The 14,874-nt window shown below is 68.6% G+C and carries 9 protein-coding genes; 3 read left to right on the top strand and 6 right to left on the bottom strand.

The features are described 5' to 3' along the window. Positions 1-150 precede the first annotated feature (150 nt). The 3 genes from ACYQ2W_RS13545 (at position 151) to ACYQ2W_RS13535 (ending at position 6,879) form a co-directional block, all read left to right on the top strand. A complete protein-coding gene (locus ACYQ2W_RS13545) occupies positions 151-1,683 on the top strand; it encodes an ATP-binding protein (protein WP_459867933.1) in 1,533 nt (510 codons plus the stop codon). 162 nt (positions 1,684-1,845) lie between these two features. Continuing rightward, complete coding sequence (locus ACYQ2W_RS13540; protein ID WP_459867930.1) at positions 1,846-5,652, top strand: PAS domain S-box protein; 3,807 nt, start codon at positions 1,846-1,848, stop codon at positions 5,650-5,652. A 3-nt stretch (positions 5,653-5,655) separates the two neighbouring features. Continuing rightward, entirely contained in the window at positions 5,656-6,879 is a 1,224-nt protein-coding gene (locus tag ACYQ2W_RS13535) for an EAL domain-containing response regulator (RefSeq protein ID WP_459867927.1), read from the top strand. A gap of 6 nt (positions 6,880-6,885) precedes the next feature. Here the strand turns inward: ACYQ2W_RS13535 and ACYQ2W_RS13530 are convergent, their stop codons facing one another. The 6 genes from ACYQ2W_RS13530 to ACYQ2W_RS13505 form a co-directional block, all read right to left on the bottom strand. After that, the gene (locus tag ACYQ2W_RS13530) at positions 6,886-7,695 is read right to left on the bottom strand and encodes a response regulator (RefSeq protein ID WP_459867924.1); all 810 of its coding nucleotides are present in this window, start codon (positions 7,693-7,695) and stop codon (positions 6,886-6,888) included. Positions 7,696-7,910: 215 nt separating this feature from the next. Beyond that, positions 7,911-9,272, bottom strand: a complete 1,362-nt coding sequence (locus ACYQ2W_RS13525; RefSeq protein WP_459867936.1) for an MFS transporter — start codon at positions 9,270-9,272, stop codon at positions 7,911-7,913. Between the two features lie 205 nt (positions 9,273-9,477). Continuing rightward, a complete protein-coding gene (locus ACYQ2W_RS13520) occupies positions 9,478-9,780 on the bottom strand; it encodes a type II toxin-antitoxin system RelE/ParE family toxin (RefSeq protein WP_459867921.1) in 303 nt (100 codons plus the stop codon). Then, on the bottom strand, positions 9,777-10,007 hold the full coding sequence (locus tag ACYQ2W_RS13515; protein ID WP_459867918.1) for an addiction module protein: 231 nt from the start codon (positions 10,005-10,007) through the stop codon (positions 9,777-9,779). The genes ACYQ2W_RS13520 and ACYQ2W_RS13515 overlap by 4 nt, the downstream gene beginning before the upstream one ends. Before the next feature lie 259 nt (positions 10,008-10,266). After that, positions 10,267-13,371: an efflux RND transporter permease subunit gene (locus ACYQ2W_RS13510; protein ID WP_459867915.1), complete on the bottom strand. Its 3,105-nt coding sequence runs from the start codon at positions 13,369-13,371 to the stop codon at positions 10,267-10,269. A gap of 72 nt (positions 13,372-13,443) precedes the next feature. Next, positions 13,444-14,811, bottom strand: a complete 1,368-nt coding sequence (locus ACYQ2W_RS13505) for an efflux RND transporter periplasmic adaptor subunit (protein ID WP_459867912.1) — start codon at positions 14,809-14,811, stop codon at positions 13,444-13,446. Positions 14,812-14,874 lie beyond the last annotated feature (63 nt).

Genomic DNA, 14,874 nt, shown 5'->3' with positions numbered 1-14,874 from the left:
TCCCAAAACAGGAAGTTATTCTTTCACGAGCCCTAAGGGCCGCTCCCACAGATGATGCCGTGCCACCCGAAGCCGGTGCGCTCCCTGCCGTCGGCACAGACTGCGCCAAGGCGATGGCGCTTACTCTTTCCTGACACCTGACACCTCCCCGTGCGCATCTTCCTCAAGATTTTCCTCTCCTTCTGGATCACCGTGATCGCCGTCGGTGGCGCGGTGGCGTGGGTCGCCTATCAGTTCCGCGGTGAGATGGAGGCGCTGATGCGCGAGGAGTGGGACGACCGGCTGGCGGAGCGGGATCGGTTGCGTGAGGTGCTGATCCGCGACGGGGTGGCGGCGTTGCGCCGCGCCCTGGAGGTGAGCCCCCAGCGGGAGCATATCTATGTGGCGCAACGCGGTGGCGGCGAGCTGTTGGGACGCACCGTGCCATCCCACTTGCTCCGTCACGATGAACCGCCCCCGCCGCCGCCGCCTCCTCCTCCGCCCCGCGGGGAGCATGGTGGGCGCGACGGCGGCGGTTTCGACCGCGGCCAGGGCCGGCCGCCAGTGGCGGGAGAGGCCCCGCCGGGGCCTCCACCCGAGCCGCCACCGGGGCCACCGGATGACCATGGCCCCGGTCCCATCGGGAGTCTGTTCTTCGGCGGTTCGCCGCGAATGGAGCCGCCCTCCCTGCGCGAGCGGCTGCGCAGCGCGCCGGTGCGCTTGGACGACGGCCGGGTCTACCGTCTGTGGACGGCGCCGCCCCGCCCCCCGCCGGGCCGGGTGCCGGCGGCCTTCGCCGTGCCGCTGCTGGTGGCCGTTGGGGTGAGCGGGCTGCTGGTCCTGCTCCTCGCCCGCCACTTCTCGGCGCCGGTGCGGCGGCTGCGCCGCGCCGCCGGGCGCTTCGCCGACGGGGAGCTGGGGGCGCGGGTCGGCGGCGTGCGACGCTGGGTGCCGGACGAGCTGAGCGAGCTGGCCGGCGAGTTCGACCGCATGGCCGAGCGTACCGAGGGACTGGTGGGTTCCCACAAGCGGCTGCTGCGCGATGTTTCCCACGAGCTGCGCTCGCCGTTGGCGCGGTTGCGGGTGGCCCTCGGGCTGCTCGAACGGAAGAGCCCGGAGGCGGCCGGCGAGCTTGAGCGGATGGAGCGCGAGGTGGAGCGGCTCGACGAGCTGATCGGCCAGGTGTTGACCCTGGCCCGCCTCGACGGCGGCGAGCCGCCGGCCCGCGAGAGTCTCATCGAACTGGCCGGACTGGTCGCCCAGGTGGTGGAGGATGCCGCCTTCGAGTCCGGCGACGGGGGCCCGCCGGTGCGCCTGGAGCGGCGCTGCGAGGCGCCGCTGATGGCCGATGTCGCGCTGCTCCACTCGGCGCTGGACAATCTGGTGCGCAACGCCTTGCGCCACTCGCCCGCGGGCGAGGCGGTGACGGTGGCGATGGAGTGTGGCGACGGGTGGGTGGCGGTGGTGGTGCGCGACCGCGGACCCGGCGTGCCGGAGGCGGACCTGGAGCGGATCTTCGAGCCCTTCGTGCGGGTGGGCGAGGCGCGCGACCGGGAGAGCGGCGGTCACGGCGTCGGCTTGGCGATCGCCGCCCGCGCGGTGCGTGCCCACGGGGGTACCCTGGGCGCGGCCAACCACCCCGACGGCGGTCTGGCCGTCACGCTCCGTCTGCCGGTGGAGGCCGTCGCGTCGGTGGAGGAGTAGCGGCGGGCGGGGGATGGGAGGCTCTCCGCAGGTATCGTTCGCCCGGCGGGCTGCTATACCTATCCTCACCGGTCAGAAATTTCCTCAATACTTACCATGCCGTACACGAAAGATTTCGAGCGGCCCGAAACCTCCGGAATTCGGGCGGTCGAGCGTTATCCGTTGTTGGCCCTGATCCTCTCGCTGCTGTTGATGGCGGTGGGGGCGTGGGGCGCCAACCGGTTCATCGAGGCGCGCTATCAGGCGAAATTGCAGGATTCGTTGCAGACTGTCCTGGGCGGCGTGGTCCAGGCGCTCAGCGTGTGGTCCACGGATCGGCGCATCGACGCGGCGGTCCAGGCGGATTCGGCGGTGGTGACGCAGGCGGTGGAGCAACTGCTCAAAACGCGGCGTGACCGGGCCTTGCTGCTGGCCTCGCCGGGCCTGCAGCGGTTGCGCGAGCACTACGGCAAGTCGATCGACACCAGCCTCTATCGCGGCTTTTTCGTGATCGGTCCCGGCAACGTCAATCTGGCCTCGTCGCGCAACGAGAACGTCGGCGCCGTCAATCTGCTGATCGAGCAGCCCGACGTGCTGGCCCAGCTGTGGTCCGGCCGGAGAGTGATCAGCCGTATCCAGGAGAGCGACGTGCCGCTGTCCGGCCGGCAGTCGTCGGGGCACGCCACCTTCTTCGCCGGGGCGCCGATCCGCAACGGCGAGGGAGAGGTGATCGCACTGCTCACCCTGCGCCTCGACCCCTATCTCTCCTTCTTTCCCATCCTGGCCCGCGGTCGGATCGGCGACACCGGCGAGACCTACGCCTTCGATCGCCAGGGGATGATGCTCTCGCCCAGCGCCTACGAGCCGGCGCTGGTGGAGCGGGGGTGGTTGAGGCCGGGCGAGGGCGCGGCGCTGAATCTGCGCCTCGCCGACCCGGGGCCTGAGGGGGAGGATTTCGGCGTCCACCCCTCCCTGCCCCTGACGCGGATGGCGCGCAACGCCGTGGCGGGGGGCAGCGGCAGCGACATGGCGGGTTATCGGGACTACCGGGGTATTCCGGTGGTCGGCGTATGGCAGTGGAACGATGAGCTCTCCATCGGTATCGGCGCCGAGCAGGATGTGGACGAGGCCTATTACCTGTTGAATCTGATCAAGGGGTTGATCTACGGCGGCGGGGGGATCGCCGGGCTGATCCTGGTGGCGCTGTTCGGGGTCTTCACCTACGAGCGCCGGGCCACCGACCGCAGCGAGCGCAAGATGGCGGCGATCCTCGATACCGCCAACGACGGGATCGTGCTGATCGATAGCCGCGGCATCATCAACAAGGTGAACCCGGCGACGGAGCGGATGTTCGGCTATCCGGCCCGCGCCATGGTGGGGCAGAACATCAAATTGCTGATGCCGGAGCCCTACCACAGCGAGCACGACGGTTACCTGCGCGCCTACCGCGAGAGCGGGGCGGCCAAGGTGATCGGCAGCGGGCGGGTGCTGGAGGGACGGCGGATGGACGGCAGCCACTTTCCCATCGAACTCAGCGTCAACCGCCTGGAGCTGGACACCGGACTGTTCTTCGCCGGTGTGATCCACGACGAGTCGGAGCGCAGCCAGGCGCTGCGCGAGCTGACCCGCTTCAAGACGACCCTGGACCAGACCCTCGACTGCGTCTTCATGTTCGAGCCCGACAGCCTGAGGTTCTTGTACGTCAATCAGGGGGCCATCGACCAGGTGGGCTACAGCCGTGAGGAGCTGATGGGGATGACCCCGGTGGACATCAAGCCGCACTTCACCGAGGAGGTGTTCCGCCAGACCATCGCGCCGCTGCTCGCGGGCGAGGTGCCGTCGCTCAACTTCGAGACCGAACACGAACACAAAAGCGGCGCCCGGACGCCGGTGGAGATCGCCCTCCAGTACGTGGCACCGGAGAACGAGCCCCCCCGGCTGGTGGCGGTGGTGCGCAACATCACCCAGCGCCGCGAGGCGGATGCCGCGCTGCGCCGCGCCAAGGAGGAGGCGGAGGCCGCCAACCGGGCGAAGTCGACCTTCCTGGCGGTGATGAGCCACGAGATCCGCACCCCGCTCAACGGCATCGTCTCGACCATCGACATGTTGAGCCGCGGCGGACTCGACGAGCGCCAGCTCGACCTGGTGGAGACCGCCAAGGAGTCCTCGCAGACCCTGGTGGGGATCATCGACGACATCCTCGACTTCTCCAAGATCGAGGCCGGCCGTCTCGTCCTGGAGCAGCGGCCGCTGCTGCTGGAGGGGGTGCTGGAGAGCGTCGGCGAGGGGTTGCGCTCGAACGCCTCGCGGTTGGGGGTCGACCTGCTGCTGTTCGCCGACCCGCTCCTGGAGCAGGTGACCGGCGACCCCACCCGGATCAAGCAGATCCTTTTCAATCTGACCGGCAACGCCATCAAGTTCTCGGCCAACCTCGCCGGCCGCAAGGGCGAGGTGCTGGCCGCGATCGAGCGGCGGGGGGAGAACGACGACGGGGTCGCGGTGGCGATCCGGGTGGTCGACAACGGCATCGGCATGACCCCGGAGGTGCTGGGGCGGATCTTCGAGCCGTTCGTCCAGGGCGAGGAGCAGACCACGCGGCGCTACGGGGGGACCGGCCTCGGCCTGGTGATCACCCGCCGCCTGGTGGATATGATGGGCGGGACGCTGACGGTGGAGAGCGACGAGGGCGCGGGCACCCGCTTCACCGTGGGGCTGACCCTGCCCAAGGCCTCCGGCTGGAAGATGCCGCCGGGCCACGACCTGTCGGGGGTCTCGGTCCTGCTGGTGCGCTGCGGGCCGGTGGTGGAGCGGATCGTCACCCGCTACCTGGAGCCGGCGGGCGCGACGATCCTGCCGGTCACCGCCGCCGACGCCCTGGCCTGTTTCCGCGAGCGGGACCTGTCCGGCGCGGAGACGGTGGTGGTCATCGACTCCCCCGAGGAGGGGGCACAGGCCGAGGCGTTGATCGAGCGCCTGGGCGGCGAGGGGGACAACGCGCCACGCTTCCTGGTCGGCTGCCGGGGGGATCGCCGGGGCGTGCGGGTGGAGGACGAGGACATCGCGACCCTGGACTTCAACGCCCTGCGCCGCGCCACCCTGGTCAACGCGGTGGCGGTGCTGGTCGGCCGCGACTCGCCGGAGCTGCTGGAACCGGTCGGCGCGGCGGCGGTGGTCCTCCCACAGCGGAGCCTGGAGGAGGCGCGGGCGGCGGGGCTGGTGGCGCTGGTGGTCGACGACAACCCGATCAACCGCAAGACCATCGGCCAGCAGCTGAACATGCTGGGCTATGCGGTGGACACCGCGGAGGACGGCGAGGAGGCCCTGGCGCTGTGGCGAGCGGGCCGTTATCCGGTGGTGCTGACCGACTGTCACATGCCGCGGATGGATGGGTACAGCTTGGCCCGCGCGATCCGCGCGGAGGAGGGGGCGGGGCGCCGCACCCCCATCGTGGCGATCACCGCGGACGCGGTGAAGGGGACCAGCGAGCGCTGTTTCGCCGCCGGGATGGACGGCTACCTGACCAAGCCGATGCAGCTCCACGAGCTGCAGGCGGTGCTGGCCAAGTGGCTGCCCGACGGCAGGACGGGGGAACCGGCGGAACCGGTGGCGGCGGGCGACGGTGCGGCCGTGCCGGATGCGGAGTCGGTGGTCGATCCGGACGCGCTGAAGGGCATCCTCGGCATTGACGATCCGGAGATGCTGAGGGATTTCTACCGGGAGTTCCTGGCGAGCGGCGCCGAGACCGTCGAAGCGCTCCGGGCCGCCCGCGTCGGCGGTGATCTGGCGGAGGTCGGCGGGCTGGCCCACAAACTCAAATCCTCGGCCAACACCGTGGGTGCCTTCCCGCTGGGGGCATGCTGCCTGGAGCTGGAGCGGGCCGGCAAGGCGGGAGACCGGGCGGGCGTCGACGAGCGGATGGGGCGCCTGCTGGAGTGCTACGGTAAGGTGGAGGGGTGGATCGATCAATTTCTCTCTTCCACGGGTGCGTGATTCATGACGATGCAAGAGACACGCGGCGAGCGGTCGGTGCTGATCATCGACGATGATGAATTCGTCTTGCGCACCACCGGTTTTCAGGTGCAACGGCTCGGCTACCCTCATGTGCTCACCGCGAAGAGCGCCGAACGGGCCCTGGCGTTGATGGCGGAGGCGAGTCCGCCGGTCGGCGTGGTGGTGACCGATCTGAACATGCCGGGGTTCGATGGGATCGCGCTGTTGCGCCATTTCAACGAGCAGGGTTTCGACGGTGACGTGGTGCTGATCAGCGGTGAGGATTCCGAGACGCTGAACATGGCGGAGAGCCTGGCGCGGGCGCGCAACCTCCGCGTGCTCGGAGCGGTTGCCAAGCCGATCGATCCGCTCCAGCTCGCCCGTGTGTTGTCCACGGCGATCGCCCCGGCCGCCGCGCCGCCGCCGGGGGGGCAACGGGTCTCCGTCGAGCAGGTGGCGGCCGCCATCGAGGCGGACGCGTTCGAACCGTGGTTCCAGCCGAAGATCGATGTCGCCAGTCGCGAGCCGGTGGGGGTGGAGGCGCTGGCGCGCTGGCCGGGGGCGCCGTCGGGCCCGGTCTACCCCGACGCCTTCATCCCGGTCGCCGAGGCGGGCGGCCTGATCGACGCCCTCACCGACCGTCTGGTGGACAAGGCGGTGGCCGCCGGCGCGGCGTGGCGCGCGTCGGGGCTGGCGCTGAAGATCGCGCTCAACGTCTCGATGGACAGCCTGCACGACCCGACCTTTCCCACCCGCTTCTGCGCGCGGATCGAGGCGCGGGGGACGTCGGCGGGGCAGTTCCTGCTGGAGGTGACCGAGAGCCGCCTGATGGAGGAGCTGGCGATGCCTCTGGAGGTGCTGCTGCGGCTGCGCATGAAGCGGGTGCGGCTCTCCATCGACGATTTCGGCACCGGCCACTCGAACCTGGCGCAGCTCCGTGATCTGCCCTTCGACGAGCTGAAGTTGGACCGCAGCTACGTGCAGGGTGTGGCGGACGGCGGGCGGACCCGGGCGATCCTGGAGTCGAGCGTGGAGATGGCGAAGAAGCTGAAGATGAGTATCGTCGCCGAGGGGGTGGAGACCCTGGAGGATTGGCGGCGGGTGGAACAACTGGGCTGCGATCAGGTCCAGGGCTACCTCACCGCCCGTCCGATGCCGGGTGATGCCATTCCCGGCTGGGTCGCTGCGTGGCCGGAGGCCCGCCGGCGGATCTTCGGCGCCGAGTGAGCCGGGTCACTCCGCCGAAGGGTCGACGACCTCGATCTCCTCGTGTTCGAGCACCTCGCGCAGCTCTCTGATGCGGTTGACCAGACGTTCGTTGAGGGTCTGTCCGGCGGTCAGCAGCAGCGTTCCGTCGTGGGTGCAGAGGTTGGAATTGAGCACCATGCCGGGTTCCAGCTCGTCGATCGGGATCGGGAGACCCGGTTGTCCGGGGGGCTGTTTCGTCCCTTGTCCGTCGTTCCCCCGGCCGCCGGCCGGCTTCCCGCCGTTGCCCTCCTTCCTGCGCAGGGCGGGATAGGGCTCTTCCCCCTCGCTTTTCAAAATGGAAGCGTTGACCCGCCGCCGGTCGCCGGCGGGCCGGGAGGCGAGGCTCTCCAGGTCGGTCTCCACCTGTGCGTACTCCTCCTCCGGGCGCAGCCGGATGCGCTCGCCGACGGCGCTCTGGATCTTCTCCCGGGCCAGTTTCGGTGAGATTGGCTTGACCAGGAAACCGTTCACGTCGAGGGCGATGGAGGAGCCCAGGACCTCGGTGTTGGAGAACGAGGTGATGACCAGGATGGGGAGGTCGGCGCGGGCCTTGGTGCGCCCGCAGCGGATCAGTTTCATCAGCTCCAGGCCGTTCATCTCCGGCATCTGGATGTCGGTGATCAACACGTCGACCTTGGCTTCGTTGAGGATCCTGATCGCCTGGCGGGCCGATTCCGCCTGGTATTCGGTCTTTCCGGTGAGCGTCTTCACCACCTGGTGGTTCACCTTGAGCACGAAACGTTCGTCGTCGACCAGCAGGAGATGAAGTTGGTGCAGCGAAGCGGGATTGTTCACGTCATGGGTTCCGGGGAGAGGGCCAGCGTCCTATCTATTTTGGACGCTGTGGCGCGCCTTTCAACAGGGAGGGATCCACCGTGACGTCGCTCGTAGGAGCGGCCCTCAGGCCGCATCGGGATGGAGCGCGGCGCATGGAGTCGGTGTGGGCAGGAACGGAAGCGGTGTCATCGCGGCCTTGGGGCCGCTCCTACAGGGCAAGGACGCGGGTTCCGTCAGACGGGTTCGGCGACGGAGAAACGCTCCAGCTCGTCCCAGTTGACCACCTCGCGGTCCAGCTTGAGGTAGGCCGCCTCGTCGCCCGGGATCACCACCGCCTCGGCGACGCCGGCCAGCGCGGCGAGCTTGGCGGAGAGCTCGGTGGCGCCGGCGGGGTCCTGTTCACCCACGCGCAAAGTGAAAGTGGAGAGGTAGCGCGGCGGGGCCATGGTGGCCGCGGCGATCGCCCAGATCGCCAGCATCCCGGCGCAGAGGATGAACACCCCGGTGAGGCCGAACTGGCCGTGGGCCCAGCCGCCGAGCGCGCCGCCGGTGAAGGCGCCGATGAACTGCGAGGAGGAGTAGGCGCCCATGGCGGTGCCCTTGGCGTCGGCCGGGGCGACCTTGGCGATCAGCGAGGGGAGCGTCGCCTCCAGTAGGTTGAAGGCGGAGAAGAAGAGGAACAGCAGTCCGGCGATCGCCCACAGCGAGTGATGGAACTCGGCGAGCAGCAGTTCGGTGAGCCCCAGGGTGACGATGGCGCCGACGAAGATCGGCTTCAGCTTGCGTTTCTTCTCACCGATGATGATGAACGGCACCATCACCGCCATGCCCAGCAGCAGCACCGGCAGGTAGACCCACCAGTGGTGCATCTTGTCGAGGCCGGCGTAGTCGTGCAGCGCCAGCGGCAGCACCACGAAGTTGGCGGTGAGCACCATGTGCAGGGTGAGGATGCCGAGATCGAGGCGCAGCAGCTGGGGGTCGCTGAGCACCCGTTTGAACTGCCCCGGCACCGGTTCGGCGTCGCGGTGGAAGTGGTTGTGGCTCGGCTTCGGCACCCAGGTGAAGAGCACCGCGATGCCGCCCAGGGCGAGCACCGCAGTGAGCCAGAAGATCCCCGGCACGCCGATCCAGCGGTCGAGCAGCGGGCCGGCCACCAGGGCGAGGCTGAAAGAGAGGCCGATCGAGGCGCCGAAGCCGGCCAGCACCTTGGTGCGGTGCTCCTCGCGGGTGAGATCGGCGAGCAGCGCCATGATCGCCGCGGCGATGGCGCCGGCCCCCTGCAGGGCGCGGCCGAGGATCACCCCGTGGATGGTGTCGGCCTGGGCGGCGACGACGCTGCCGATGGCGAAGATGATCAGCCCGAGGGCGATCACCGGCTTGCGCCCGATGCGGTCGGAGAGCATGCCGAAGGGGATCTGCAACAGGGCCTGGGTGAGGCCGTAGGCGCCGATCGCCAAGCCGGCGAGGAAGGGGGTGACGCCGTCGAGGTGCTCGGCGTAGAGGGCGAACACCGGCAGGATCATGAACATCCCCAGCATGCGCAGGCCGAAGATGGCGGAGAGGGAGGAAGCGGCGCGCTTCTCCACGCCGGTCATGGTCTCTTCGGGTCGATTCAGATCGCTCACGGGAGGGCCTTCTCGATGGGTTCGCGGGGACGGGCGCTATGGTACCGGCTTTGCCGGGACGGAGAAACGCGGTCGGTTATGGGGTTATTCGACCGCGAAGGGCTCGGAAAGTGCCGCGCCGCTGCCTGTCGGTCGGCTGGAGTCTGCGTTTTTCTGCGTGATCCAACAGGGGATTTCAGCGCCGGTTTTTCCAGTAGCCGGGGTCGCGGCGCAGGTGCATGACGGCGAGGATTTCGATCCGGTCGAGGCGTTCCCTGAACAGGAGTCCGAACGGGAAGCGGGGGAAGCGGGGGAGGCGGCACTTGCGGATATCGTCTTCCACTTTGCGATGGATCGAGGGGTTCGTTCGGACCCGGCGGATGGCGTCTTCCAGTGCGTCGAGAAAGCGTCGCTCCAGACCCGGCTGTTTTTCCCGGTAGTAGTTGGCAGCCGCTCCGATCTCCCGGCGGGCGGCGCGGTGGATCCTGTAGGGCTTCAATCGAAACGGTCCCTCAGTTCCTCCATTGCCTCATCGCCGTCGACGAGGACATCCTCGCCCGCGTCGATCTGGGCGCAACGGCGTCGAATCTCCTCCTTCCAGGCGTCGGAGATCGGGAAATCATCCTCGAGGTCGAGGGAATCCAGCAGGGTCTCGGCGATCAGGGCGCGGTTCTCCGGGGAGAGTTCGATCGCCTCGGCGATGATTTCTTCGGCGCTACGTGCCATCACTTTCTCCACATAAAGAGTGTTCGGGGTTTGCCCCTATTTTGGACGAAGCGGTGACCGTGGGCGAATCCGGTTGAGGGGTCGTGGTTTTCACCATGAAGGTCAGGCAAAAAGGAACGAAGGGCATGAAGAAAGGATTTCGTTCCGGAACTCAGCGCCAACCCCACCGTTGCGTAAACGAATTCTCAACGATTCGACTCAGCTCCTGATTCCCGTTTCCCTTCACGTCCTTCGCTTCTCTTTGCTTGTCCTTCATGGTTCAACCCCCCGCCTGCTCGACGGTGGAAGTCCAGCCGAGGTCTTCGAGGATGCAGTAGAGGCTGGGGATGACGAACAGCACCAGCAGGGTCGAGGTGGCGATGCCGAAGACGATGCTGATCACCAGCGGGATCAGGATCTGCGCCTGGGTGCTGGTCTCGAACAAGAGCGGCAGCAGCCCCGCGGCGGTGGTCAGCGAGGTGATCAGGATGGCGCGGAAGCGTTCGCGGCTGGCCATCACCGCCGCCTTATGAACGGGTAGCCCGTCGCGGATGTGCTCCTTGATGAACTGCACCAGCAGGATCGAGTCGTTGACCACGATGCCGGCGAGCGAGACGAAGCCGAGCATGCTCGGCATGGTCAGTTCATGGCCGAGCAGGAAGTGGCCCCAGAAGACGCCGATCAGCGCCAGCGGGATCGCCACCATGACGATCACCGGCTCGACGTAGGAGCGGAACTGGAAGCTGAGGATCAGGTAGATGCCGAACAGCCCGAAGAGGAAGGCCCGCGCGATCGAGGCGGCGGTCTTGCCCCCCTCCTTCTTCGAGCCCTGGAAGCTCACCTCCAGGCCGGGGTGCTGTGCCAGCACCTGCGGCAGCAACTGTTTGCTCAGCTTGTTGAGGATCTGGTTGGCGTTGCCCCGCTCCGGATCCAGCGAGGCGATGATCGTCGCGGTGCGGCGGCCGTCGATGCGCTGGATGCGGGCGTAGCCGCGGCCCGGCTCGATCACCGCGATGGTGGCCAGCGGTACCGAGCGGCCGTCGGCGAGACGGATCGGGAAGCGCTCGAACTCGGTGATCGAGTCCTTGTCCTCGAGGGCCAGCCGCAGGTCGACCTCGATGGTCTCGCGGCCCACCTGCACCTCGTCGGCGATGGCGTTGTTGAAGGCGGCGCGCAGCTGCGAGGCGACGGTCTCGGCGTCCACCCCGTAGCTCCCGGCGCCGGGGGCGAGATGGAGCCGCAGCTCCTCCTTGCCGAGACGCAGGTCGTCCATCACGTCGTCGACCCCCTGGACGCGGCGCAGCCAGTTCTGGATCCGGCGTGAGGCCTCCGCCACCTCATGGAGGTCGTCGTGCTGCACGCGGATCTCGATGGGGCGGCCGGCGGGGCCGAAGCGGGGCTGTTTGTAGGTGATGGCGAGCACGCCGGGGATCACCCCCACCGCGCCGCGCCAGCGGTTGATGAAGGTCTGCAGGTCGGTGGTGCGGCGGTCGACGGTGAGCAGGTCGACCGATACGGTGGCCACATGGGTGCCGCTCTCGTTGGCATCCTTGTTGGTGTTGTACTGCACCATCAGGTTGTCGATCAGCGCCTCGCCGCCGGGCTGCTCGGGGGAGAGTTCGCGGTTCAACGTGCGCGCCGCCTCCACCACCCGGTCGACCACCTGCTCGGTGCGCCCGAGCGGGGTGCCGGGGGCGAGCAGGATGCGCGCCTCCACCTGGTCGCCGTCGATGTTGGGGAAGGGGCTGAACTTGAGTAGCCCGCCGGCGGGTAGCGCCAGAGTGGCGAAAAAGAGCGCCACCACCGCGCCGACGAAGAGGTAGCGAATCCCCACCAGCCGCTCCACGGTGTTCACCAGGGTGGTGGCGCGGAAGCGCTCGAAGCGCGCGGTGAAGGCGACGCGCAACGCTCGCTGCGGCCGGTGGCGGGCGTGCTCCAGCGAGTGGACCAGATGGCGCGGGAGGATCAGGAACGCCTCCACCAGGCTCACCGTGAGGGTCATCAAGAGCACGATGGGGATCACCTTCAGCACCTTGCCGATGTCCCCCTCGATGAAGGCGAGGCCGAGGAATACCGCCATCGTGGTGAGGTAGGAGGAGAAGACCCCGAGGCCGACCCGCTTTACCCCCGCCACCGCGGCGTCGAGGATGTTCATCCCTTTTTCGACGTGGGAGGCGATCGATTCGGAGAGGACGATGGCGTCGTCCATCAGGATGCCGATGGCCATCAGCAGGGCGACCATCGACAGCATGTTGATCGAGAGACCGAGCAGGCCCATGACGAACAGCGTGCCCATGAAGGAGACCGGCAGCCCCATCGCCACCCAGAAGGAGTAGCGCCCGCCGAAGAACAGCCACATGGTGGCGAAGACCAACAGCAGACCCTGCCAGCCGTTGGCGACCAGCATGGTGAGGCGGTCGGTGATGATGGTGGTGGCGTCGCGGGCCAGGTCGAGGTGGACCCCCGCCGGGGCGCGGGCGCGCTCGGCGGTGAGGAAGCGTTGAACTTCGGCCATCACGTCGAGGGCGTCCTGGTTCTTGTTCTTGCTCACGGTGAGCAGCGCCGCGGGCTTGCCGTTGAACAGGGTCTTCGCCTCGTCCAGCTCGAAGCGTTCGTGCAGGGTGGCGATGTCGCCGAGATGCACGGTGCCGCCGTCGGGGGTGGCGGCGACCACCAGCCGGGCCAGCGCCTGCGGTGTGATGCGTTGCTCGTCGAAGCGCACCAGCAGGGTCTTCTCCGGGGTCTCCAGATTGCCGGCGGGGAGCTTGACGTTCTGCCGCGCCACCTTGGCGGCGACGTCGCCGACGCTCAGCCCGTAGCGGCGCAGCTGCGGGAGTTTCAGCTCGATTCGCACCTGGCGGTCGGAGAACCCCTCGATCTCCACCCGGGCGATGCCGGGGCGCCGCTGCATCCGCTCCTTCACCCCTTCGGTGTAGGTCTTGAGCTGGGTCAGCTCGGTGTCGGCGGTGATCGCCACGGTGACCACCGTGTCGCGCCGGCCGAGGGCGCGCAGGATCGGCGGCTCGCTCTCCGCCGGCAGGTTGTCGACCGCGTCGATCTCGCTCTTCACGTCACTGATGAAGGTGGTGAAGTCGCCCCCCTCGGCCATCCGCACCACCAGCCGGGCGCGCCCCTCCAGCGCCTCGCAGCGGGTCTCCTCCAGGAAGGTGACCCCCTCCACCGCGTCCTCCAGCGGACGACAGAGCGCCTCCTCCACGTCCTCCGGCCCGGCGCCGGGGTAGACCACGCTCACCTCCAGCTCCGAGGGGGTGAAGTCGGGGAAGGTCTCGCGCCGCAGCTCCGGCAGCGTGGCGATGCCGAGGGCCAGCAGCAACAACATCAACAGGTTGGCCGCGGTGGGGTGGCCGGCGAAGAACCGTATCATGAGGTAGACCTTCTCGGCTTGGGCACTAGGAACGCGGAGGACGCAGAGACGCAGAGAGCGCGGAGAAGAGGATTAGTGCTCATTCTTCTTCTCTGCGTTCTCTGCGCTCTTTGCGTCCTCCGCGTTATCTGCACCGTTGTCCGGAAGGACCACCCGCAGCGGGGTGCCGGGGACGACCGGGTCGAGGGCGGTGGTGACGACGCGGGCGCCCTCCTCGATCCCCTCCACCGCGGCGAGGCCGTCGCGTTCGAACCGTTCGCTGACCGGCACCACCTTCAGCCGCTCCTCGCCGTCGACCAAGTAGAGTTGGCCGCCGTGGAGTGCCGCCACCGGCACGGTGAGCAGCGGCTGGGGCACGCCGCGGATGTGCACCTCGGCGAACATGCCGTTGATCAGCGGCGGCCGCTTGCCGGGGGTCACCTCGTCGATCTTCTGCTCGACCTCCACCACCACGCCCACCGAGCCCTCGCCGTCGGCCACCGTTTCGCGCACCCGGGTCACCCTGGCCGGCCACTGCGGATTGCCGCCGAGCAGGTTGAGGGCGACGGTGGCGGTGAGGCCCAGCTCGCCGATCTCGAAGGGGCGGCTGCCGAGGCGGAATTCGCCGGGCAGCGAGCGGCCGAGACGGCGCATCTCGTGGAGCGCCACCTGGGACTCCACCTCCATCACCTCCATGCGGTAGGCACGCACCAGCACCTCGCCGGCCTTCACCACCTGATCCTGCTCCAGGTTCACCTCGCTGATGCGGGCATCGAAGGGCAGCGTGATCACCGTCTTCTCCAGCAGGCGGCGGGCGTCGTCGGCCTTCGCCGCGGCGATCCGCTTCTTCGCCTCGCTGACCGCCCGGTCGGCGTCGATCAGGCGCAGCTCGTTGTCGATCTCCGCCAGCTTCTGCTGCTGGGCGAGGAGGGTGGAGCGTTGCTGTTCGAGGGCCGATTGGGAGAGCGCCTTCTGGCCGAACAGCGATTCCATCCGCTTCAGCTCCTTGGCGGCCAGCGCCACCTGGCGGTCCTGGATCTCTCGGTTGCCGACGGCGTTTTCACGGCGGGCGTCGAGACGCAGCAGGTCGCCGTCGGCGGAGGCGAGGTCCGCCTCTGCCTGGGCCTGTTTGAGCTGGTACTCCAGGGGATCGATGCGCGCCAGCACGTCGCCTGCCCGGAGGGTGCGCCCCGCCTCCAGCCGAGGGTTGCGTGCGATCACCTGGCCGCTGACCTCGGCCACCGCCTCCCAACTCACCTTCGGTCGCACGCGGCCGTAGCCCACCACCTCGGGGGCGATGGCGGTCCGCTCCACGGTGTGGACCTGCACCGCCACGGCGACCGGCTCGGCGGGGCGGATCGCCGCTCCGCGCTTGGCCTTCACCGCCACCACCAGCACCGCCGCGCCGAGCAGCGCCAGCGGGAAGAAGATCCACTTACGTTTGGAGAGGTTGCTCAGCATTGGACGGTGTCTCGGGCGGTGGGGGATGGGTAACCACGAAGGGAATCGAGGCATTGGGCGGAC

The sequence above is a fragment of the Endothiovibrio diazotrophicus genome (assembly GCF_054657215.1).
This window is presented reverse-complemented; position numbering and strand designations above follow the sequence as displayed.